The sequence below is a fragment of the Pseudoalteromonas sp. L23 genome, from assembly GCF_021728455.1.
Taxonomy (GTDB): domain Bacteria; phylum Pseudomonadota; class Gammaproteobacteria; order Enterobacterales; family Alteromonadaceae; genus Pseudoalteromonas.
Map to the genome: position 1 here is coordinate 1 of NZ_JAKKCW010000011.1, position 21668 is coordinate 21668.

21 protein-coding genes, 1 pseudogene and 1 CRISPR repeat array are annotated in these 21668 nt (G+C 41.9%); of the genes and pseudogenes, 5 read left to right on the forward strand and 17 right to left on the reverse strand.

Features of this window, described 5'->3' with window-relative positions:
• Positions 1–348 precede the first annotated feature (348 nt).
• The 15 genes and pseudogenes from L3V43_RS17005 to L3V43_RS17075 all read right to left on the reverse strand — a co-directional run bounded on the left by L3V43_RS17005 (position 349) and on the right by L3V43_RS17075 (position 15129).
• Positions 349–1215, reverse strand: coding sequence for a helix-turn-helix transcriptional regulator (locus L3V43_RS17005; RefSeq protein WP_237117110.1), 867 nt, complete (start codon positions 1213–1215; stop codon positions 349–351).
• A gap of 59 nt (positions 1216–1274) precedes the next feature.
• Positions 1275–2144 carry a helix-turn-helix transcriptional regulator gene (locus L3V43_RS17010; RefSeq protein ID WP_237117109.1) on the reverse strand — a complete coding sequence of 290 codons (870 nt, stop codon included), beginning with the start codon at positions 2142–2144 and terminating at the stop codon, positions 1275–1277.
• Between the two features lie 46 nt (positions 2145–2190).
• Complete coding sequence (locus L3V43_RS17015) at positions 2191–3054, reverse strand: helix-turn-helix transcriptional regulator (RefSeq protein WP_237117108.1); 864 nt, start codon at positions 3052–3054, stop codon at positions 2191–2193.
• Between the two features lie 258 nt (positions 3055–3312).
• Positions 3313–3939, reverse strand: a complete 627-nt coding sequence (locus L3V43_RS17020; RefSeq protein ID WP_045965562.1) for a hypothetical protein — start codon at positions 3937–3939, stop codon at positions 3313–3315.
• The gene (locus L3V43_RS17025; protein ID WP_174169497.1) at positions 3936–4103 is read right to left on the reverse strand and encodes a hypothetical protein; all 168 of its coding nucleotides are present in this window, start codon (positions 4101–4103) and stop codon (positions 3936–3938) included. The genes L3V43_RS17020 and L3V43_RS17025 overlap by 4 nt, the downstream gene beginning before the upstream one ends.
• A 156-nt stretch (positions 4104–4259) precedes the next feature.
• Positions 4260–4526, reverse strand: a pseudogene (locus tag L3V43_RS17030) (helix-turn-helix transcriptional regulator); the annotation flags it as partial.
• 272 nt (positions 4527–4798) lie between these two features.
• A complete protein-coding gene (locus L3V43_RS17035) occupies positions 4799–5674 on the reverse strand; it encodes a helix-turn-helix transcriptional regulator (protein WP_237117107.1) in 876 nt (291 codons plus the stop codon).
• 316 nt (positions 5675–5990) lie between these two features.
• A CRISPR array of direct repeats spans positions 5991–6945; the repeat unit is 32 nt; unit sequence GTTTCAATCCACGCGCCTGCGGGAGGCGCGAC.
• A gap of 176 nt (positions 6946–7121) precedes the next feature.
• A complete protein-coding gene (cas2, locus tag L3V43_RS17040) occupies positions 7122–7415 on the reverse strand; it encodes a CRISPR-associated endonuclease Cas2 (RefSeq protein ID WP_010603689.1) in 294 nt (97 codons plus the stop codon).
• 12 nt (positions 7416–7427) lie between these two features.
• Positions 7428–8459 carry a type I-C CRISPR-associated endonuclease Cas1c gene (gene cas1c / locus L3V43_RS17045; protein ID WP_237117106.1) on the reverse strand — a complete coding sequence of 344 codons (1032 nt, stop codon included), beginning with the start codon at positions 8457–8459 and terminating at the stop codon, positions 7428–7430.
• Positions 8456–9079: a CRISPR-associated protein Cas4 gene (gene cas4 / locus L3V43_RS17050; RefSeq protein WP_237117105.1), complete on the reverse strand. Its 624-nt coding sequence runs from the start codon at positions 9077–9079 to the stop codon at positions 8456–8458. Before cas4 ends, cas1c begins: the two co-directional genes overlap by 4 nt.
• 64 nt (positions 9080–9143) lie before the next feature.
• A complete protein-coding gene (gene cas7c / locus L3V43_RS17055) occupies positions 9144–10013 on the reverse strand; it encodes a type I-C CRISPR-associated protein Cas7/Csd2 (protein WP_237117104.1) in 870 nt (289 codons plus the stop codon).
• A complete protein-coding gene (cas8c, locus tag L3V43_RS17060) occupies positions 10013–11830 on the reverse strand; it encodes a type I-C CRISPR-associated protein Cas8c/Csd1 (protein WP_237117103.1) in 1818 nt (605 codons plus the stop codon). The genes cas7c and cas8c overlap by 1 nt, the downstream gene beginning before the upstream one ends.
• On the reverse strand, positions 11827–12501 hold the full coding sequence (cas5c, locus tag L3V43_RS17065) for a type I-C CRISPR-associated protein Cas5c (RefSeq protein WP_010603694.1): 675 nt from the start codon (positions 12499–12501) through the stop codon (positions 11827–11829). The genes cas8c and cas5c overlap by 4 nt, the downstream gene beginning before the upstream one ends.
• Positions 12502–12571: 70 nt before the next feature.
• Complete coding sequence (locus L3V43_RS17070; RefSeq protein ID WP_237117102.1) at positions 12572–14842, reverse strand: CRISPR-associated endonuclease Cas3''; 2271 nt, start codon at positions 14840–14842, stop codon at positions 12572–12574.
• A complete protein-coding gene (locus tag L3V43_RS17075; RefSeq protein ID WP_237117101.1) occupies positions 14839–15129 on the reverse strand; it encodes a CRISPR-associated endonuclease Cas3'' in 291 nt (96 codons plus the stop codon). Before L3V43_RS17075 ends, L3V43_RS17070 begins: the two co-directional genes overlap by 4 nt.
• Before the next feature lie 567 nt (positions 15130–15696).
• Here L3V43_RS17075 and L3V43_RS17080 point away from each other — a divergent pair.
• The 4 genes from L3V43_RS17080 to corA all read left to right on the forward strand — a co-directional run bounded on the left by L3V43_RS17080 (position 15697) and on the right by corA (position 18714).
• Positions 15697–16557, forward strand: coding sequence for an alpha/beta fold hydrolase (locus tag L3V43_RS17080; protein ID WP_010603697.1), 861 nt, complete (start codon positions 15697–15699; stop codon positions 16555–16557).
• 3 nt (positions 16558–16560) lie between these two features.
• Positions 16561–17184 (forward strand): TetR/AcrR family transcriptional regulator, encoded by a 624-nt coding sequence (locus tag L3V43_RS17085; RefSeq protein WP_029215706.1) that lies wholly within the window; start codon positions 16561–16563, stop codon positions 17182–17184.
• The gene (locus L3V43_RS17090) at positions 17181–17672 is read left to right on the forward strand and encodes a GNAT family N-acetyltransferase (RefSeq protein ID WP_237117100.1); all 492 of its coding nucleotides are present in this window, start codon (positions 17181–17183) and stop codon (positions 17670–17672) included. The genes L3V43_RS17085 and L3V43_RS17090 overlap by 4 nt, the downstream gene beginning before the upstream one ends.
• 85 nt (positions 17673–17757) lie before the next feature.
• Complete coding sequence (gene corA / locus L3V43_RS17095) at positions 17758–18714, forward strand: magnesium/cobalt transporter CorA (protein ID WP_010603700.1); 957 nt, start codon at positions 17758–17760, stop codon at positions 18712–18714.
• 12 nt (positions 18715–18726) lie between these two features.
• Here corA and L3V43_RS17100 read toward each other — a convergent pair whose 3' ends face one another.
• Positions 18727–19179: a GNAT family N-acetyltransferase gene (locus L3V43_RS17100; protein WP_237117099.1), complete on the reverse strand. Its 453-nt coding sequence runs from the start codon at positions 19177–19179 to the stop codon at positions 18727–18729.
• 96 nt (positions 19180–19275) lie between these two features.
• Positions 19276–20628, reverse strand: coding sequence for a hypothetical protein (locus L3V43_RS17105; protein ID WP_237117098.1), 1353 nt, complete (start codon positions 20626–20628; stop codon positions 19276–19278).
• Between the two features lie 418 nt (positions 20629–21046).
• On the opposite strand from L3V43_RS17105, the gene L3V43_RS17110 reads away from it, so the two are divergent.
• Positions 21047–21652: a LysE family translocator gene (locus tag L3V43_RS17110; RefSeq protein ID WP_237117097.1), complete on the forward strand. Its 606-nt coding sequence runs from the start codon at positions 21047–21049 to the stop codon at positions 21650–21652.
• Positions 21653–21668 lie beyond the last annotated feature (16 nt).

Sequence of the window (21668 nt, forward strand, 5' to 3'; positions counted from 1 at the left end):
GCAAACGGCCACACCCCATTCGATTATGTGATGCATTGCTTAAACGAATTAGCCCAGCCACAGTACGATATCAACAGTTTACTGCCCTGGCATGTTAGCCTCTAGGTGTAGTTAGCGGTACGCTTACGCTACGAGTAGAGCCAAATGAATCTTAAACTGTAAACTACGCTTCAATTTAACTCCTAAAAATTGAGCCGAAAAATCACTGACACCCACCGCAGACGATTTTGTGTGCTTTTGCAAAGTAATCTATGATTTAACGCTATCCTCAAAGGGTTGAGGAGACCAAACTATAGCAGCAACTCATAAACGAAAAATCAGTATAATTGACATCAGATACTACCATTATTACTCAACATGTTCAGCCGATCTTGATACTTGATTACGTGCGATATAACCGATATAAAGTACTGCGACACACAGCAACATAGGCACTGACTTTAAGTAAGCAAAATAGTCATAAAAGAAGGTTACTTCCCAGAACACCTTTGCGGTTTCTTCGTTTATACCTAAATGCTCCAGATTGCGCAGAAAGTTCTCCATTAACGCAAAAAAATCTATTAACGCTAAGGTCAAAACTAAGAAATGTAATGGCCCCTCCGCATAGTTTTTTTCAAACACAGAAGGGCTTCTTCCTCGAGTTAGAAACACTGCAAAAGCCATCCGATATTTTAGCAAAAAAAGTAATAAAAGGCTGAGTGAAAATTGAATGGTGAACGCACAGATATTCTTATGATATCCACTATCAAGAATTGGGAAAATAACATTTACCAGCGCATAAGCAACTACCGTTGAACACAAAAATACTACTACAAAGCAAAGCGTCAACAGCTGACTATTTTTGTCTTTGTAAGAGTAAAAGAACAAAACTAACAATAAGATAAATAAAGTAGATTCAAAAATAATGACGCCAAAAGCCGATCCCAAGATAAGCGTAAGAATACTGCCTTTGTTCTTCATATTGTCTGGGTATAGTCGTGAGAGCGCTTCAGTATCATCTAAAATATCGGCGAGTTTAACTCTGCAGAGATCGGCAAACCTCATTAACGTACCAAGCTTGAAGGAGCTAACGCCATTAAGGTAATTGTCTAGCGTTCGCATGCCAATCCCGAGGTGGCGGCATATATCTTCTCGCGACATTCCGCGTTGATGCTTTAGACCTTTTATTAGCAGTCCTATGCGCTGGCTTACTTCGTACTCTTCTGGCGTTTGCATCGCCTTACTATCCTTTTATATTAAACTATCAATTAGTACTGAACCTGTTATTACTAAAGTTACAGTGTAACTCTAACGTGTAGCGGAGCATTTCTTCGCGCGATAAACCCAACATAGAGTAAAGCAATGCAGAGAAAAATTGGGATTGTCTTGAGGTATTCGAAATAATCATAAAAGAATCTCACCTCCCAAAATACCTTTGCTGTTTCCTCACTAACCCCCAAGCGCTCTAAATTTCGAATAAAATTTTCCATTAGAGCCAAAAAATCGATAAGTGCTAACGTCATTGCCAAAAGATAAATTGGGGCTTCTATACCATTTTTTTCGAATACAGATGCAGATCTTCCCTGAGTTAAAAATACACTAATCGTCATTCTATGTTTAAGTAAAAACAGTAACATGAGACTAAGAGTTAACTGCAGTCCAAAAGCATAAATATTCTCAATATAATAGCTTTCAACAGCTGGGAAAATAATGAACTTCAAGAGATATGCGACAGCGACCTCAAGTGCATAAATAAAAAGGAAAATGCCTGTGATAGTTTGACTATTCTTATCTTTGTAACAGCAACAAAACAAAAATAATAGAAGGAGGAATACGATAGATTCGAAAATAAGAAAATACCCAGCAATAGATCCCAAGATTAGCGTAAGAATACTGCCCTTGTCCTTCATATTGTCTGGATACAGTCGTGAGAGCGCTTCGGTATCATCCAAAATATCAGCGAGTTTGACTCTACATAAGTCAGCAAACTTCATTAACGTACCAAGCTTGAAGGAGCTAACGCCATTAAGGTAGTTGTCTAACGTTCGCATGCCAATCCCGAGGTGGCGACATATATCTTCTCGTGACATCCCGCGTTTATGCTTAAGACCCTTTATTAATAGTCCTATACGCTGGCTTACTTCGTACTCTTGTGGCGTTTGCATCGCCTCGCTATCCTTCTATTTCCGTGATTTACTTATCGACTTATTATTACGCACTTTGGGGCTGCTGCGTATTTCTTTTCCGTGCGAGTATTCCTGCATAGAGGAGTACTAAACTAAGCAATAATGGTGCAGCCTTGAGATATCCAAAGTAATCATAAAAAAAGGTTAACTCCCAGAATACTTTAGCTTTTTCTTCATCCACTCCTAACCGATCTAGATTACGAATAAAGTTCTCTATTAACGCCAAAAAGTCTATAGCAACTAGCAGCGTAGCCAAAAAGTAGAGAGGAGTTTCAATAAGGCTTTTTTCGAAAACAGCTGCCGATTTGCCTCGAGTAATCAATACCGAGAACATCAGCCTGTACTTGAGCAGAATGAGTAGTAACAGACTTAATGATAGGTGCTGTGAAAATGCATATACATTTTGCATATAATAGTTTTCAGCTGCAGGAAAAACGACATAGTTTAGCCAGTAGCCACCGATATTAGTTAGCACGTAGACCACAACAAAAATAGCAACTATGCATTGATTATTTTTATCTTTATGTGAGTAGCAAAGCAGTAAAATTAGTAAAACTAAGAAAACGGATTCAAAGAGCATAACGGAAGCGAAAGAACCCAAAAGCAATGTTAGAATACTGCCCTTGTCCTTCATATTGTCTGGATATAGTCGTGAGAGCGCTTCGGTATCATCTAAAATATCGGCGAGTTTAACTCTGCAGAGATCGGCAAACTTCATTAACGTACCAAGCTTGAAGGAACTAACACCATTAAGGTAGTTGTCTAGCGTTCGCATGCCAATCCCGAGGTGGCGACATATATCTTCTCGCGACATCCCACGTTTATGCTTTAGACCTTTTATTAGTAGCCCTATGCGCTGGCTTACTTCGTACTCTTCTGGCGTTTGCATCGCCCCACATTTCCCTTTAACCAAACCACAAAATTAACCCAAACATTACATTTTGTTTAATATAAAGACAAGTAAATGTTCAGGGCAGTTTGTGATTAAGCGGTTCATATATTAGGATTGAGAGAAGCGAACAATATTGAATCGAAATTACAAACAAGGAAAATTAAAAATTCTTGTTCTTAAATAGTAAATTTCATCTCAGTTACAAATACTAAAACGCAGTATCACGACAAATGAGGATACTGCGCTTGCTTGGGTTTAAGGTTGGCTTTGGATTGGTTGTCTTCTAGTCCGGACAATCAATCCAACGTATAAAAGTGCAACGCACAAGAAAATAGGTACTGCTTTGAGGTATTCAAAGTAATCATAAAAGAAAGTCCACTCCCAGAAAATCTTCGCCGTTTCCTCGTTTACGCCGATATGCTCAAGGTTACGGATAAAGTTTTCTAACAAAGCCATAAGGTCTACGAACACAAGAAACAAAACCAGTAAATAAAGTGGACCTTCAGCATAATTTTTCTCAAATACAGAAGCTGATTTGCCGCGTGTGAGTAATACAGCAACTGTCATTCTATGCTTGAGTAGAAAAAGCAAGATTAAACTCAATGATAGATTTATCAAGAAAGCATAAATGTTCTGATAAAACACATTCGGTTCTGCTGGTTTAATTACTGCATCTAACACATACATGGCAACTGAAGTTATTACAAACACGAAGGCAAAACAAAGCGTAAGCATCTGACTGTTATGATCATTTTTAGACATAAAAACTAAAATAATCAGAGCTATGGGTACTGCTAGCTCTATCAAAGAGGTATTAATAAAAGTAATCGATAGTGCTGCTGCAATACTCGTTAACAAAGCTAAATTAAACAAACTTTTCATGCACCTACCTCACTTTCAGGGTTTTCAGTTGCCTGTGGCTTGGCACCATCCCCTTTACCGTAACCCGTGCCACCATAGATTTGCTCACAAACCGAGCGACAAAGAGTTTTATATGTGGGCTTCTTTTGACTCGTTGGCAACATCAGGCTATATAAACTTTTCAAGATACACCTCAACAATTCGACTTTTCTTGTGATGAGGCTTCTCGTCGATCTCCTAGCCCCTCTCCAGTGGTCATGCCTACGCCACCAGCAACTTGCTTACACAATGAGTGACTAAGGGCTATTTTTATTAGTTTTTTCTGTGCAGCCTTCATTGTTCTTTTCCTCACTATTTTCTCCATACAAGCCAGAGAGCTTATCTGTATCTTCTAAAATATCTGATAACTTTACTTTACAGATTTCAGCAAACCGAAGCAATGTCCCAAGCTTAAAGGAGCTAGAGCCATTTAAATAGTTATCCAGGGTCCTGTCACCCACACCTAAACGCCGGCTAACCTCTTCTCGGGTCATCCCTTTTTTGCGCTTTAGCCCCCGTATCAGTCGGCTGATACGTTGGCTTACCTCGTATTCTTCTGGCGTCTGCATCGCCCCACCATATCTCTCAATCACCCCAACCAAGTTAACCAAAAGTTTACATCTAGTTAAATATAAAGACAAGTAGATGACAGTACTATTTTTAGGTGCACACTCGCAAAACAACCCAAAATAGAAACAAACTTATCACTATATTTGAATTTTTGGTATCAATTGATTTAAGCAACCCTCGCTAAACCTGCTTATTTGTTGTTTTGCAGACCATTAAAATCAATAATTAAAAAACACACAAACTTCTCTATTTTTATGTGAAAATCTTCACATTATTGTGTAGGCGCAGCATTTGCTTTATTTAAAACCTGCTTACGACGCGCTGTTATTCCTGCGTATAAAACAAACATGCAGAGCAGATAAGGCACGGCCTTAATATAAGCAAAGTAATCATAAATAAAGGTCAGCTCCCAAAATGGTTTGGCAACTTCTTCATCTATACCTAAACGCTCTAGGTTACGGATAAAGTTTTCCATCAATGCGGCAAAATCAATCAAAGCTAACGTACATGCGAGTGCATAAAGCGGCGCATCTACTTGGTTCTTCTCAAAAATGCTGGCTGAATTCCCTTTGGTAAACCACGCACCTAAAAACATTCTGTATTTGATCATTAGCGCCAGCAGTAAACTCAGTAAAAGTTGAGTTGCAAAAGCATAGATATTTTCAATGTAATAGCTTTCAATAGCTGGGAAGACGACATAATTCAACCAGTATGCAACAACGATTTCTAACGAAAAAGCAAATATAAAAATTGCAACAATGCTTTGGCTATTCTTGTCATTACGCGCATAAAACAATAACAAAATAAGAAAAGCAAATAAGGTAAATTCAAGCACCATAACGCCGACAAAATAGCCCGTAAATAGCAAAAAGATATTGCCTTTGTCTTTAATATTCTCAGGATACAAGCGCTTCAGCGCCTCGGTATCATCCAAAATATCAGCCAGTTTTACCTTGCAAAGATCCGCAAACTTTAACAATGTCCCAAGTTTAAATGAGCTCACCCCGTTTAAGTAATTGTCTAACGTGCGCGAGCCTATACCTAAACGTTTACAGACATCTTCTCGGGTCATACCTCTAGTACGCTTTAACCCAAGTATTAACCTACCTATCCGCTGGCTTACCTCATATTCCTCTGGCGTTTGCATCTGTCCACCATTGTTTTACGTTAGCTCCCTTGAAATTAACCCAAACATTACATTTAGTTAAATATAAAGACAAGCTTCTCTCGATAAATTGCAATGAAAAAACAATAAAACACTCAATACTTCACCAACTTTACGTAATTTGAAACATTTTCATCGTTTTTCACGCTTAACCGTTCTTTAAAGCCAAACCTTATTGAGGATATGCCCTCATAGCCGTGAGTAATCCGCAGCCGGCGTTTTAAAAAGATCGCTGGGTAAACCAGCTCCTACGCGGAGGTTCGACGTTATTGCTGGGATTGGTATCACGTCATTCTCAGCTTCAATCCACACGCCTGTGGGAGGCGCGACGGCAGTATCAGTTGCGCTCATTTCTCTTTCCTCAGTTTCAATCCACGCGCCTGCAGGAGGCGCGACATTTGTAGGAGTCATTGCTAACGTATTTTATATAGTTTCAATCCACGCGCCTGCGGGAGGCGCGACTACTGTTCGAAATCCACTCCCTTAACTTTAAATGTTTCAATCCACGCGCCTGCGGGAGGCGCGACCTCTGCATATCCAGACATAACGCCCCCTTAGAATGTTTCAATCCACGCGCCTGCGGGGGGCGCGACGGTAGGGCAAATAGATAAATTGCATGGCTATCTTGTTTCAATCCACGCGCCTGCGGGAGGCGCGACTAAGACGCTTGCAGGTATCATGACCGACATACTCGTTTCAATCCACGCGCCTGCGGGAGGCGCGACAATCATCACAAAAGCCGCTACTAGGCAATGTACTGTTTCAATCCACGCGCCTGCGGGAGGCGCGACATTAAAAATAGCGCTTAATACGCTTGTAGAGATGGTTTCAATCCACGCGCCTGCGGGAGGCGCGACTAAGTAAGATATCAGATAATATAAACCTATTATGTTTCAATCCACGCGCCTGCGGGAGGCGCGACTGAATGATAAGAAAATGCCAGTTGGCAGACCCAAGTTTCAATCCACGCGCCTGCGGGAGGCGCGACTGATGAAGCTAAACGGATTGATAACGCAGAAATTGTTTCAATCCACGCGCCTGCGGGAGGCGCGACTACTTGCTCCATACATGGATCACTTTTTATCAGTGTTTCAATCCACGCGCCTGCGGGAGGCGCGACAGGTATTTATGTCGGTAACATCCCTGATATTTTATGTTTCAATCCACGCGCCTGCGGGAGGCGCGACTCAACCACTGATTGAATGCGCAGAGTTGGTTATTGTTTCAATCCACGCGCCTGCGGGAGGCGCGACCGCCTTCTTTCAAAGGCACGCTTACACTAACATAATGCATTATTTCCCGCTAACTTTATGCAAACAAAAGCCGTTCGCTTGCATTACTTAGTCAAAAAGTAAATTTATCTATATTTTTAAAGAACTTATAAAATCGCTAGATCACTGGGGTTTTCATGAGAACTACACCCTAGCGATTATAAAATTAAGGTATCTCTGAATATATCGAGGGCAACTTTAGCACCATGGTGCTCAACTTTGTTTTGCCAGTTTCTGCCAAGCTTATAGAAGCGTAGACTGTCTACTTTAGGGTCATATATAGACAATAGTTTGTCTTTAAAAATCAGCCATTGCGTTGAGTCTATCTCACATTCAAATACTGAATACTGCACACGCATACCATAATCTAGACATACTTTAGCCAATTGCCGAAGTCGCTTTTGTCCATCTTCACTAGTAAATGATACATCGTATGTTACTAATACCATCATTGATAAAACTCCTTATTTTTTAATGACAAAAGGAGGGTAATAATCAAGATCTCCTCGCAGGTGTCGCGCCAATAGCATAGCTTGTATATGAGGAAGTAAACCAATTTGCACTTTCTCTTTTAAAAATGGATGCATTAACTCTTCTTGTTTTTTAGCCTGATATGCTTGAAACACTTGCTTACGCGCATCATCCTTTATTGTGACTCCACCTACACAGTCCGTTTCAAAGTCTTTAATCGTTAGAGTTTGGTTATTAAAGAGTTTTAGTACGATACTATCGACGATATAGGCTCTAAATTCTTCTAAGAGGTCAAGTGCTAAACTGTTTCTGCCGGGTCGTTCTTTATGTAAAAAACCTACTTGTGGATCAAGCCCTACGCCTTGCAATGCGCCACTAACTTCTTGCCCAAGCACTGAATAGAGTAAGGAAATCACGGCATTGACTGGATCTTTAGGTGGCCTGCGCGTGCGCTTATCAAATAGCTGTTTACTACCATTACCTTTAAACATATCAGCAAACGCAGCAAAATAATGTGATGCGGCTTCACCTTCTAGCCCTAAAATTGTGTCGTAAGCAGTCACGCCTTTAAGTTGCTCAATAATTTGTTTTAAGCGCTCTATGGCCTTTTCGATTTGTGGTGTCGCTGTGTGATTGCGTCTAAAACGCAATAGCAACATACGTGATGAACGAATTTTTGCGGCCACAATATATTTTGCTAGTTCGTTTGCGGTTAACTCGTCGACATTAAACTGCTGCCTACGCAGCAATACATTACCAGTTTGTTTACCTACTACATTTGCTAAAAATCGACCATGCATATCGAAAAAAGCCAAGTGTGTGCCGTTCTCACCACAAAAACCGAGCAGCTGCGGCGAAACCATGATATTACCAAAGCAAAATATACTGCCAATGGAATGGATTGGGAGCTGCATCAACTTTTGCTTTTCGCCAGCTACTTTTTGCTCAATCAACAAGGTTTCGCGTTGTTTATGCAAATACACACCATCTTTGGTGATATAAAGTGAATTTTGCAGTTTTTTCATTCAGCCTCCATGTTGAATAATTCTGCTATGTAACGATTAGAACCATCATGTTCTGTTAAATTTGGTTGGCAAATATCAATAAGTGAGCAAGCTTTACAGTGTTTGCCTGTTGTCGGTGATGGAGTTTTGCCAAGCTTGAATAGTTTCTGCACTTGCGTAATAAGTGCATGGGTTTGAGCGCGTAATGATTGATCAAATTCAATCTCAATACGTTTTCGTGTTTGCCAATACCACAGCGCGCCCTGTTTCACTTCAACGTTAAGCATCTCTTCAATGCACAGTGCTTGCGCACAGAGTTGCACTTGGTCTATATCATTAGTTTTTGGCTTACCACGTTTGTATTCAACGGGTATAAATTGATTACTAGCTTTATGGTGTTCTAGCAAATCGAGTTTGCCTGTTAAGCCTAGTTGTGGCGCAGAAACTACTACGCCACGTTCAAAACGCACACCTTTGCGCGTTTCTGGCTCGCCATTGTCTACCCGCTCGTGCAACTGCCGACCATGTGCGGTAAGGTAGTTTTCTTGCCATACTTGCTCGAGGTGGATCAGCGCACACTGGCGCTGACAAAAAGCAAAGTGCTGTAAAGCAGAGATGTTGACTAACTTTTGTTCGTCCATGATTTAAACATCCAAAATCAGAGTAAAGTCCATTAATCATAGACCTTACTCTTTAACTCATCGGCTAAAAATATTGTTTGGCTTCAACGCCCAAAGATTCCAACCCATCTGCATTAAAACTAATTTTGTAGTCAGAAAATGCTGCAGCTGGTGTGCCTTCTTCCCCATTTACCCTTTCGACTGTAACACGCTCAAACAATTTATGTGCTGGGGCATTTCCTAAAGCATTTTCATGCTTAAACACAATTAAACTACGTCCTACCATTTCACCTCTGGCCGCAGAGTGGTCATGCTCGAACATCATTTCCAAAGCCTTCCACACTTTCTCTAAATCATCTTCAGAGAAGCCCGTTTTCTCGGCCAATTTAGCAGAAACAAAGCCATGCACGCGATAAAGGCCATATGGAACTATGTGTTTGCGACCCATTGTGCGTTCTTTTTCTAAATCCTTTTCGTTGGTCACAGCCATACGTGTAATGGAAATTTCCAGTGGAATAATCGGATCGATGGACTTCGCAAATGCCAACTGTAATGGCCCCCGAACTTGTCCTGAGTTCACTTCAGTGGTCATTACAGCGCCAAAAGCACGAACATCAAAGAAGTTAGCACACATCCAATCCGTTACTTCTTTTGCCTTAGCTTGATCTTTTGGCAGTTTTTTTGGCTCAGATTTAATTTCAAGCGCATCATACGCCTTTTGATTTTGTTGATTTAAAACACTCTTTTCCTGCACGTAAATATCATAACCTGGTGAGTTTTCTTCACTGAGCTGAATATAGTTTCGGATCTTGCGTTTAAGGCTCACATCCGTTACCAAGCCTTTACTCGATTCAGGGTCAAGACGCGGCATATTTCCCGCGTCTGGGTCTCCATTTGGGTTACCATTTGTCACATCAAAAAAGTAAACAAATTCATAGCGGTTTTGGATAGTCATTAGTCATTCCCTTCTATCGTTGATTCATCGGTTTTTATTTGTTCAGATTGAGAAAAGCGAGCATTTTTTTGATGGTAATAGCCAATCGAAAAGCGGCCTTGATGCTCAATTGAAAAGTGCCGTGGAAATTCTGTTGGTAGCATCGCCATAATGTTGCCAAGCTCTTTTTCCAACGTAACGGCTAGACCAGGTTTTTCCTTGCGCAATTTCGATAGGTGATGTTTGCTTCCAGACAATAGCCTTGGGTAAATTGAGTAAGGTACTGTCGATGCTGATGCGTAATACTTATCTGTAATTGTCGCATTGACTTTGTCACCCAAAGCATTTCGTTGAATATTTTCCAAAACAGAAAATAGCCTTCCTAACAAATATGCTGGGTTAGAATTTGACTCATCTAAACTCATAGAAATCTCCTCTTTTCCTAGTAATCTGAGCTCTCTTTGCAATACCGCTTTTACCATCGCGATTCGCAACCTACTAATATCGCCATCAGCCCTGAATCGTGATAACAATTGCGCCAATATCGCTCTTGGATAGCGTTGTCCCGTTAAAATAGCACGCATCAATTCACCAGCTAAATGGGCTGGTGCATCGTCAATTTTCGGCTGCTGCCCCTCTCTATGAGGTGCCAATTGCAGTAATAAACGCCACACTGACGGCGCAGTTTTCCAAGGCAATGGATTTAACGCCAAATCTTGAAAATGTTCAGTAAATCTCTGCTGAATATGCCCAAGATCAGTTTGTAGCCAAAACCGGATAGAAAGACGGGCAGCGTTAGGAGCCAATCCTAAGATGAAAAATTGCGTATTGGGATCTAGATCCGGTGATATTTCTGCTAGTGGTCGCCCTTTTACCAGCTTTCCCAATTCAGCACCAAGCGCCGCCACTTCGCTTTCATCGGTCGGCATTGGTGGATTAAAACCCCTAACAAAAAATGCTTCTGCACTCTTGGCCTTTTGCTCACTCTCTGCCAGCGCCCAAAACACCACACTGGTATCGCCTAAGTTGATGACCTGATCATTCTCTCTGCGTAGCAAGTAATTTAATGCTGTCGTGTAAGCAAAGGCTGCTTTCTCAGAAACAGGTGAGTTATTACCTTGCTTCCTTCCGAAGGACTCAAATGAAGATTTATCAAATGAAGCTATCGACACTCCCGCTGGCTGTCCGCCTTTTACTCCTTTAATTGCGGGATGAAGTCTTGCGATTGGCGAGAGTTGCCCTGTAACTAAGCATGTTGAAAGATTGGTTCCAGTAGGGTCAACCCAAGAAGATCTACTTGATGACCAAATTGATTTTGCGACTGTGGTCTCATGAATAAAATTTCTAGCCCCATCCAACTGGAAAACAACATTAGTATCTAGAATTTCTTTTGTAAGTATCGAACTCTTAAACTTCTCAGGTTGCCAGTTTTTCAAGAATAGAGCTAAAGCCTGTAACCCTACATCATCTGCATTTTCCAGTAGCGCTAAATGTTGATTTTTAAAGCCTTCAAATGTTGGTAAAGACACCTCAAATAATTCATCAGTTTTACTCTTTGAAGCAGTTACCCCCAGAGCATAAGCCGATTTATCCCATAGGAAAAATGGTTTAGGTTCTTTAACTTTACCAGGTCTTTTAAACGATTGAGGAACTTGCACTAACTTAGGTTTAGGCTTTTTCTCGTCCGTTAAATTTGGAACTATATCAACCAACTCTCCTTGTTTTGAAAGTATAAGAACATAGCTTATTCTTTCTTCGCTAAAGCCAAAATTAGGAACTTTGCCTTGGTTTTCATTATTAAGGCGGTCGTAGTATTGGTTTAAGGCTGATAAAATCATTTCACCACCCCTGACGATTGAAGAGGCGGCACATCTATTATTCCGTCCTTTAATTCTGCTCTGAAAAACCTAGGCTCAGCACCGTTAGCAAAATCAATATCATGCAGCATCCAGCCAAGATCTTTACTGGCCGTTGCCAATTCTGATTTAGGAAAATCCCCTTCATGCTCAATGAGAGAAAAGTACGCTGGGAATTCACGATTACCTAAACAGGGCTGATGAAAATACTGACCCTTTCGAGCACGACGGTTAAAGATGTCGAGATGCTTTCCGATGGAATCCTCAGTGCCTGCTTTATTGGTCAGATCAAAATGCGCTTCAATAACATAGCCTACATTACGAAGTAATGTAGTAGCCCGCTGTGTACGCTCATCTTCAATATATACACCCAAACTTGTCGTAGTTTTATTTTTCATCGCAGAACCTAAAGTTCTAGTCGAAACCTTGCATTCTTTTAATTCATTGCGCTGTATCGACTCAAAACGCACAGGTCTCAGTACGTGAATACGATCAATTACCCAACAGATGGCGGGCTTCCAGTGAATGGCTTCCAATATTCCCCTTGCAGCCGATGGGGTAATAACATCGTAAGAAACACGTTCCACCTTCATTTCCGGTCGGGTAAAGCACGCATAGTCGCCCCATACATGCAATTTAATACCATAAGCCATGATGCTCTCCTTTTGGCTTGATTTACCACACAAAATAATCCACGCCCCTAAGGGCGACATTAAAAAATAATTACCAAACTAAATTTTCAGTCTTGATAAAATTAGGTGCATTCCAACTGAGCCCAGATTCTGAGTCATAAATGTCCATGTTTACTAACTCCCAAAACTGCTCGTCAAAGCGATGTGGGGCAATTGTTTGAATAACCCCAGCAAATCGTAAGCTGTCAAAACCACTTTGTGGGATCTGTACAATATACGGCTGTAGCTTTCTTAAAACGCGACTCACTTCATCCGTAGATTCAAGTTCGGTCAATAACTTGCGCGCTTCATCGTTATAATTGATTAAAACCGGACACATAAAGCTGTCAATCATTCTGAAATCACTAGCAATTCTCTGAAATGGAAAATCTAACTTCGAAGCACCAATTCGATAGGCTTTTAAAAGCTGCTTCTGATCAAGCTCATCCCCTTTGCGCCAATAAACATTGGAGAAATAATCTTTGATAGCCATTTGGTCTAATAAGTTGTCATGACCTTTTCTCAGTACCGCTCGCATATCCGCAGAGAGCCCTTTTAATTCGGGTGGAATAGGCCAGTCGGGAGATCTGAAAATCCAAACATGGCTATCCGCTTTTAGCCATAACCGTTCACGATTACAGCGGCCTGCCGCTTGTGCAATCGAGTCTAAGCCAGCTTCAGCTCGCATCACACACGGGAAACTGACATCTACCCCAGCTTCTATGAGCGACGTCGAGATTACACGACATGGCTGAGGTTTTTTGGGGTTTAAACGCTTACGAATCTCATCCAAAGTTGCCGTTCGGTGTGCTGCACACATCAAGGTTGTTAAATGAAAAACCCCTTCTGTTTGCTGTGCTTTGAGTGCTAGGAAAAGTGATTGAGCATGACGGCGATTATTTACAATGGTAAGAGTCTGTTTGTTAGCTTGAATACACGAGACTAGCTCATCATCACTTAATTCTCCCAAATGAGAGACATTCACCAAACTTAGTTCGTCAAAAAGTCTGGTTGGATCAGGGGCAATTTCGCGGACACCTTTAAATCCGTGAGTAAAATCAGGCTCACATAGTGCCGGTTGAGTCGCGGTGCACAGTACAACAGAGCAGCCGTAGTTGCGCGCCAACTCATCAATTGCGGCCATTACTGGGCGGAGAAATTTAAGCGGGAGAGTTTGTGCTTCGTCCAGAATAATCACACTGCCTGAGATGTTATGTAGTTTGCGGCAACGGGAGGGACGGTCAGCAAACAAGGACTCAAAAAACTGTACTGCCGTAGTCACAATCACTGGCATATCCCAGTTTTCCATTGCCAGTTTTAGTTTATCGCGAGTTTCCTCAACTCCTTCTACCTCCTTTATTTTACTATCGTCAAAATTACTGTGGTGTTCTAAAACGGCTGACTCGCCTAAATCACCAAATGCTTCACGAAACACTTTGGCATTCTGCTCAATAATACTGGTAAACGGGATGACATAAATAACTCTGCGCATGTTATGTGCTAGAGCGTGATCTAATGCAAAGGCCATTGAACTAAAGGTTTTTCCACCCCCCGTCGGCACAGTTAAAGTGAATAACCCTGGAGTAAGTTTCGCTTTGATACGAGCAGTATCAAGAATCTTTTTGCGAAGTTGATTAACGGTTTGGGTTTGGTCAGTACTTTTGATCTTGTCAGCTAAAGCTTGATCAAACTGTATTTTTAACTCTGCTAATTGAGGATAATCTCCACGCAATAAGGGCTTACCTTCAAGGTGTTTATAGAATTTATCAGTATCAATGAAATCAGAATCAACTAAACACGAAAATATCATTCGAATTAAAAATGCAAATTGGAAACCTTGCAAATCCGCATTAGGATTTGGTGATATTTCAGGAATAAGGGACTCGATAGGTGGCAAGACAAGTTCAGACTGCCAAGCTTCACCATCCAGCGCAGGTATATCTTTGCCAAATTGCAGGTTTAACCGGTCTTTAAGAGCACGACGTCCTGCTCCCTCACCAGAGCCATTGGCTAATCCTGTATGATGCCCTGCAATAGCATATGCGATCAGATTACCGTAGGGAGAAGGCAAAAGTTCCGCGGCAATTTTAGCGCCAGCCGTAGCATGATCTACTTTGTTTGTAACACCTTCTAGTCTCGCCTGAAACTCTGGACTATATTTACCCAAATCATGCAAAAGACCTGCAAGATACGATAATTTAGCGGCTTTGAAATATTTGGAATTCAGCTCTGCTCCAGAAGCAACTCGACATAGATGGTCTCTCAATGGCTGCCAGTCAGACTTATCCTCGTTATTCCCTGAATGTCCGAAATACTTACTCATTGAAAATACCCTTTGCGGATGTTGTTACCTTCATCATTATTAGGGTTGTAACCCTTTTGTTCTGTGATAATCAGTCGCGTGTACTCTTGAAACTCAGTGCTGTATTTACCAAAATCATGCAGCAAACCAATTAACCGGCCTTGTTCAGCAAAGCCAATCTTTGTGGCCAATTTGGCTGTTAGTGCACTTACCCCAAGTAAATGCTCCAAAACGCTTTGATGATTACCGAGTTGAGTATCTGGGTGAGCGATATATTTGTTCCATTTTGATTGGTCTGAACTATCCACAACCCTTCCTTAGTTACATTTAACCATCAATTGTTATTATGTTTTGAACATATCTACTTAATTATGTCGTTACAAGTAAATTCTGTGGGTAATAAAGATCGCTGGGTAAACCAGCTCCTACGAGGTGGTGTGGAGTCAGTATAAGGTGCTTTGTGCAGCGGTTGGTGCCTCAAAGATCGCTGGGTGAACCAGCTCCTACGCGGTGGTGTGGAGTCCGTATAAGGTGCTTTGTGCAGCGGTTGGTGCTTGGTAAAGATCGCTGGGTGAACCAGCTCCTATGCGGAGGTGTATCGCTGGGTAAAACAGCTCCTACGCGGAGGTGTATCGCTGGGTAAAACAGCTCCTACGCGGAGGTGTATCGTTGGGTAAACTTGCTCCTACGCGGAGGTGTATCGCTGGGTAAACCAGCTCCTACGCGGGGTGTGTCGCTGGGTGAACCAGCTCCTACATAGAGGTGTATCGCAGAGTAAACCAGCTGCAATATTAAAAGGTGATTGTTATGCTTTACAAAAAAGTACAGTTGTTCTATTTTAATAAAAGTACAAGTGTTCTTTTTTAGAGGTCAGGATGAAATTCAGCTACTTTAACGACAAAGACGGCTCGCTTATTACCAAGATAAGTCGGGGTGTCACAGGGCTTATGTGCACGCTTGCGCCACCTATTACTTCGAGGTTAGGTCAGGTACTACTGATGAGTCCGCATGGTAAGCGTCAGTATCAGTTTAAAAATAAAAAACCCAATGGTGAGTTCAATATTCTTACCTCGCTAGGTCGCGTTCATGTAAACGTGTTTGGCCTTGGTCCGAAGACCGTTGTGTTAAGTCATGGTTGGGCCGATAACAGCAGTTGCTTTGATACTTTGATCCCTGAACTCGTAGCAGCGGGATTTTGCGTTGTGGCGATTGATCATGTTGGTCATGGACAATCTCATGGTAAGCAAGCCCATTTGCTGGCTTTTGTTGAAGCACTGGATACCCTGATTGAGAAGCTAGAAGCCGATCGCCATGATATCGTGGCTTTGGTGGGGCATTCTATGGGCGCTGTGGCGCTGATGAACTTACCGGATTATCGCCTAGAAAATCGTGTGGTTATAAATGTTGCAACTCCCGTGCAGTTTTTTGAGCTGATGTTTGAGCGCGTTGCGCGAGCGGGTATTTCTGAAAAAATGCTGCACCAAGTGTTAGGCGCTATCACCACAAGATATGGCACGCATTGGCATTTGATCCGAGATAAATTCCACGACGGTGTACTTAAGTTTAAGCCGACATTTATTCACGATACCGAGGACCGATTTGCGCCATTTGAACACGTAGAGTCGCTTATCGCTGCCACTCCTGAGCGTTTAATCCAAACCTCAGGCCTTGGACATCGCCGCATTTTAGGCGATACTGGCGTTATTCAACGTATTACTCAAAGAATAACTGCATAAGTGATGAATAAAGGCGAGAGAACGAGACAAACCATTTTAGAGCAAGGTATGCGCTTTAGTAGCCAATATGGCTTAATAGAAGTCACTATTGGTTCTATGGCAAAGCTTTGTGGCTTGTCTCGCAGCGGGCTTATCTCGCATTTTGACAGTAAAGAAGATATGCAGTTGGCGATCCTCGATTACTGTGAAGATCAATTTATGCTGCATGTCGTCGCACCGGCACGGCACCAAGATCCCCTAGTGCAACTCAAAATGCTCTTTTCTATTTGGGCAGACTGGACTCGTGAACTATTTAATGAGCCACATTCAACTTGCCCGTTTATCAAAGCGTTGGTTGAATTTAATTGCCATACAGACAGCCCTATTCATACCAAAGTTACCGAGCAACATAACCGATTATTTAGCTATATTAAGCATAAAATTGTGCAAGGGATAGAAAGCGGTATTTTTCATCCTGAGCTTGATGCGCAGTGCGCGGCGTACGAGCTATACAACTTGTATCTAGGCCATGCGATAGCGAAAAATACGGTACTAACAGAACATGCCAGCGAGTTGTTTAAACGTAATATTGAGCACTTACTTGAAAGTTACCAAGCTGATCCAAAAACACGGAGCGTATCTGCATGATTGAAATAATCTCTACCCCAACCCGCGATATTGTTGAGCAGCTTACCAAGCTATACATCGCGACCTTTTCAGCGCCGCCACGTAATGAAGAAATAGACCAAGCAGCCATTCGCTTGCTTATGGAAAAGGAAATCGAAGAAGGCGAAGTACGTGTTATTTTTGATGACTCAACACAGCAACTTATAGGCAGTTTGTCGCTAGTGCCAATCGCGCATTTTAAAGATAAAGCGCGCTTTGATCTTACGTCAGGCCTATATATTTCGAACTTTATGGTTGATGCGAATATTCGCGGCAAAGGAATTGGTAAGCAATTACTACAAGACACCTTAGCCGCTACTCGCCAACCTATCCACACTCGTTGTCGAGTAGATGCCTTAGCAGTGAATCATTTATTTCAGCGCCATGGCTTTAAATTGGTTGCTAATTACACAACAATCATGAATAACTCGGTTGCGGCGCGTAATATCTACACCTATCAAGCTGAATAATCTGCGGATAATCCCTGGATTGTCATTGTTGATTAATACATTCACTCTTATACTTTGCCAAAGAGTCGTCGTGTAGAGTAATGAGATGCTGAGGTTTTTTTCGATTGAACACGGTGTAATTTCCGAAATGGAACCAAGCGCCGACACCCCGATTGAAATAGCAATCAAAAACGCCCATTGGATAGATACTATTAATCCCACTGAGGAGGAGCGAGTTGCTCTGGCAAACACGCTAAATATTACCCTTCCTGGTGCGGATGACGTAGAAGAAATCGAAGCCTCTTCGCGCTGTTTTATCGACAGCGAAGGTCTGCATGTACACGCTTTATTTATGTCTCCCAATGACGGGCGTTTTAATACGGTGACCGTGGCCTGCTTATTACAAAAAAACTGCTTATTAACCATTCGTGATGACGAGCTTGCAGATTTTAGGTTGCTGCGACTGCGTGCGCGCAAAGGGCAAGTGGCGTGCGATAACCCAAAACAGCTGTTAGTGACTTTGTTCGACCAAAAAGTCGAAAACCACGCGGATATGCTTGAGGATATGCACCACCAGCTTGAAAAGCTCAGTGCCTATGTGCTTGAGGAAGAAGACTCAGATCTAGAAGAAGCTGTTAGTCGTATTTCAAGGCTAGAAGATGCCAACGGTAAAGTGCGCTTATGTTTGATGGATACGCAGCGCAATATCTCGTTTTTAATGCGTCATGTGGGGGTGCAATCTGAGGAGCGAGAAACGCTACGGGAAGTCACACGAGATATCGAAACCCTAATGTCGCACTGCGCCTTTCTCTTCGATAAAGTGAATTTTTTGATGGACTCTACGCAGGGTTTTATCAATATAGAACAGAACCAAATTATTAAAACCTTCTCCATTGCCTCTGTCGTATTTTTGCCGCCCACTGTGGTTGCCAGTGTGTATGGGATGAATTTTAATAATATGCCAGAGCTAAACTGGGCATGGGGCTATCCTTTTGCCATTGCTATTATGCTGCTCTCTGGTTTTGCTCCTTATTTATTCTTTAAACACAAAGGTTGGCTGTAAACTTTGGTTAATCTAGAGGTGTAGCTTCATTTCAAGCAGGCAAGGTGTAAATCCCGCTTTTTCATAAGCGCGAATTGCTGCGGCATTACTACTGTATACATCAAGGTAGAAGTCGTTGACGTTTTGGGTTTTACACCAAGCGATTAAGTGCTCCATGATCGCTTGATTCAAACCTTTACCACGATGCTCAGGTGCTACATCCATAAACCCAAGATAACCATGCTGCGTGTGCTGTAGCTGCTGTTTAGATGCTCTTATCTGCACATACCCTGTTGCCACTATTTGCTCTGATACTTCACCAACAACCACTAACGTATTTGAACAAGTGAGTAATTTTTCAAAATCGTAGTATTTGGCGTCTTGTGATTTGATTGTTGAGTTATACGGACGCTCCGCTTCGATCACTTGCTGTTCTAAACCTAGAAGTGTAGTTAAGTCGTTGATGGTGGCTGGTCTAATTATCATATATTTCCCTTAAAAAAAGCCACCTTAGCTTAACTAAGGTGGCAAAGCCACTATCTACAGTGTTAAAAATTGTCAGGGACTACATGAGGTTAAGTATTAATGGTCGTGAGATTCCTCTGCAGTAATACCAAGCCATACTAGTTTTTCTGGTACGTAATCTAGCTCAAATGTGTCTACCAGTTTGGCTTCTTCTAAATCAAACTTTTTAATTTGTTTTGCGATTGGGTCGCTCACATATACCGCTTGCTCTGAATGAGAAAATGTAATTTGGAAGCCGTGACCTTCTGGCATCGTAGTTAAATCAGCATCACTTACTTGTACTTCACCTGCAGCTTCAAAATGGTGTTCACCATCATGCTCATGACCGGCAAAAATGCTGAGTTTACCTGCGGTATCCATCACCACAACATGCTCACCCGCAAAGCTAAATCCAAAACTAGCAATGCGATAGTTATCACTTACTTGCCATTCAAGCTTCTCGATATGGCCGTGCTCTGGGTCAACCATCAGCACATCATTACCTGCTGATGCGATAAATTGCTCTGCATCATGGTGGCCTTTGAGGGTGCCAATTCGCTGCCCGTCAGCAAAGTAATCTGGATTAGCTAGTTTTACTGCACTAAAGCTTTCGCCTTGCTGAGTGATAACCGCAACACCATCACCACAACCAAATGCCACTGCTTCTTCATTTTGTGCGCTGCCGTGAAGTGCTGGACAGCTTACGTTAAATACCTGCTCTTGATGAAAATGGTCACCATGCGCATGATACAAACCAATTTGCGAGGGTAGAGAAGTTTCGGTTTGAGGGTCTCTGATCGTGCTAATTAGAAATTCGCCTCGAGCTTGCGCCGCACCGTGCATGTAAGTGTCGTAATGTAATGCAGCGACTTCGCTTTGCTCGCCGCTAATATGCGCTTCACTAAACATCGCGGCACTGGCATTTTGTTGGCTGTCTTTGTCGCCATCTGAGAACACAGCAATACCAGACTCACCGACAGTCACGTGTGTTGGCTTCACTGATTCTAAATGGAACGAAGCAAGTGCAGGCGACTCTTCGTGAGTATGGTGATGGTCGCCATGCTCCTCTTCATATAAACCACCGTCAATAAACTCCACTAAACCTTGGTCACGTTGTACCAAGACAGCAAAGCGGTGATTTTCAGAGCTATATACATATTTTGGATAGTGTGTAACGCCAATCGAGTCGATAAGTGATTTATCCGCCGTTGAGTACACATTCACAACGTTACTTTCAGCGCTAGTAACTAACAGACGACCATTTGCGTCTGCGATCGTATCTCCATGATCGTGATCATCATGACCATCGTCATCGTTGCCATTATCTTGTGCTGGCGGGTCTACTTTTACGATTGTGTGTTCAGTACCACCACATGCAGAAAGAAGAATTGCGGAAATGGCAACTGCCAAAAGTTTACCTTTTAATACCATGAGAGAGATCCTATTTTTATTTATGTTATACCATAACTTTAAATATGTTATCTTATAACAAAACTAAAAACAACACCTCGACTAATCACCTATTGACTATTTTGCGCGCAAACCCAATAGTGAAGTATGAAATCCACTTGGCATTACCAGACAAAAGACACTCTCTAAATAACCTGAGCTGCGGATAATTAATGCCTTTCTAGCAGCCAGTTTTAGCGCTAACTGCGTTGAATTCACTTCCAATAGCCAGCTATTGGTGCGTAAATTCGCCTTGTTTTCCCTAAAACTTGCTGGCTAGACAAGGAAAAAACTAAGTTGTGCTTTAGCAACAATGAGTTGGAACATTCCTTATCCAAACCTCAGGTTAAATAACAAATGCCTTGATGTAACACTCCGGCTATATAAAAAGGACTACTTAATGGACTATTTGGTTGCTATCACTTTATTTGCTATTGCGTCTTCCGTAACGCCTGGGCCAAACAATATTATGGTAATGACGTCTGGTGTTAATTTTGGCTTAAAGAGGAGCATTCCGCTATTAAGCGGTATTTGTGTGGGCTTTTCGATTATGCTTTTGCTGGTCGGCTTAGGTTTTGCGCAGCTTTTTGAGCTATTTCCTAGTTTGCACTTTATTTTAAAGTGCATTGGCGTCATTTATCTTCTATATCTTGCTTACCTTGTCGCGATGTCTTCACCCACAACTGATGCAGACTCAACCCCTCAACCTTTTTCGTTTTTAAAAGGCGCGCTATTTCAGTGGGTAAACGCAAAAGCATGGATTGTGGCAATAGGTGCTATTTCAACTTATACCTCCGCTGGCGCAGATTTTATGAGTCAAAACTTGATGATCACCATTGTCTTTCTGTTGGTGTCATTTCCTTGTGTTGGGATCTGGTTAGTGTTTGGTTCGTCGCTGAAACATGTATTAAAAAATGAGCAAAGTCGTAGATGGTTTAATTTTGTGATGGCTGCATTACTTGTACTTTCAGTAATGCCAATTGTGCTGGAGATCTTTGCAGGATAATACCCTGCAAAGATTA

What these genes read in the sequence shown, in the direction of transcription:
- L3V43_RS17005 (WP_237117110.1), bottom strand. Translation starts at nt 1,215, where the DNA reads ATGCAAACGCCAGAAGAGTACGAAGTAAGCCAGCGCATAGGACTGCTA.
- L3V43_RS17010 (WP_237117109.1), bottom strand. Translation starts at nt 2,144, where the DNA reads ATGCAAACGCCACAAGAGTACGAAGTAAGCCAGCGTATAGGACTATTA.
- L3V43_RS17015 (WP_237117108.1), bottom strand. Translation starts at nt 3,054, where the DNA reads ATGCAAACGCCAGAAGAGTACGAAGTAAGCCAGCGCATAGGGCTACTA.
- L3V43_RS17020 (WP_045965562.1), bottom strand. Translation starts at nt 3,939, where the DNA reads ATGAAAAGTTTGTTTAATTTAGCTTTGTTAACGAGTATTGCAGCAGCA.
- L3V43_RS17035 (WP_237117107.1), bottom strand. Translation starts at nt 5,674, where the DNA reads ATGCAAACGCCAGAGGAATATGAGGTAAGCCAGCGGATAGGTAGGTTA.
- cas2 (WP_010603689.1), bottom strand. Translation starts at nt 7,415, where the DNA reads ATGATGGTATTAGTAACATACGATGTATCATTTACTAGTGAAGATGGA.
- cas1c (WP_237117106.1), bottom strand. Translation starts at nt 8,459, where the DNA reads ATGAAAAAACTGCAAAATTCACTTTATATCACCAAAGATGGTGTGTAT.
- cas4 (WP_237117105.1), bottom strand. Translation starts at nt 9,079, where the DNA reads ATGGACGAACAAAAGTTAGTCAACATCTCTGCTTTACAGCACTTTGCT.
- cas7c (WP_237117104.1), bottom strand. Translation starts at nt 10,013, where the DNA reads ATGACTATCCAAAACCGCTATGAATTTGTTTACTTTTTTGATGTGACA.
- cas8c (WP_237117103.1), bottom strand. Translation starts at nt 11,830, where the DNA reads ATGATTTTATCAGCCTTAAACCAATACTACGACCGCCTTAATAATGAA.
- cas5c (WP_010603694.1), bottom strand. Translation starts at nt 12,501, where the DNA reads ATGGCTTATGGTATTAAATTGCATGTATGGGGCGACTATGCGTGCTTT.
- L3V43_RS17070 (WP_237117102.1), bottom strand. Translation starts at nt 14,842, where the DNA reads ATGAGTAAGTATTTCGGACATTCAGGGAATAACGAGGATAAGTCTGAC.
- L3V43_RS17080 (WP_010603697.1), top strand. Translation starts at nt 15,697, where the DNA reads ATGAAATTCAGCTACTTTAACGACAAAGACGGCTCGCTTATTACCAAG.
- L3V43_RS17085 (WP_029215706.1), top strand. Translation starts at nt 16,561, where the DNA reads ATGAATAAAGGCGAGAGAACGAGACAAACCATTTTAGAGCAAGGTATG.
- L3V43_RS17090 (WP_237117100.1), top strand. Translation starts at nt 17,181, where the DNA reads ATGATTGAAATAATCTCTACCCCAACCCGCGATATTGTTGAGCAGCTT.
- corA (WP_010603700.1), top strand. Translation starts at nt 17,758, where the DNA reads ATGCTGAGGTTTTTTTCGATTGAACACGGTGTAATTTCCGAAATGGAA.
- L3V43_RS17100 (WP_237117099.1), bottom strand. Translation starts at nt 19,179, where the DNA reads ATGATAATTAGACCAGCCACCATCAACGACTTAACTACACTTCTAGGT.
- L3V43_RS17105 (WP_237117098.1), bottom strand. Translation starts at nt 20,628, where the DNA reads ATGGTATTAAAAGGTAAACTTTTGGCAGTTGCCATTTCCGCAATTCTT.
- L3V43_RS17110 (WP_237117097.1), top strand. Translation starts at nt 21,047, where the DNA reads ATGGACTATTTGGTTGCTATCACTTTATTTGCTATTGCGTCTTCCGTA.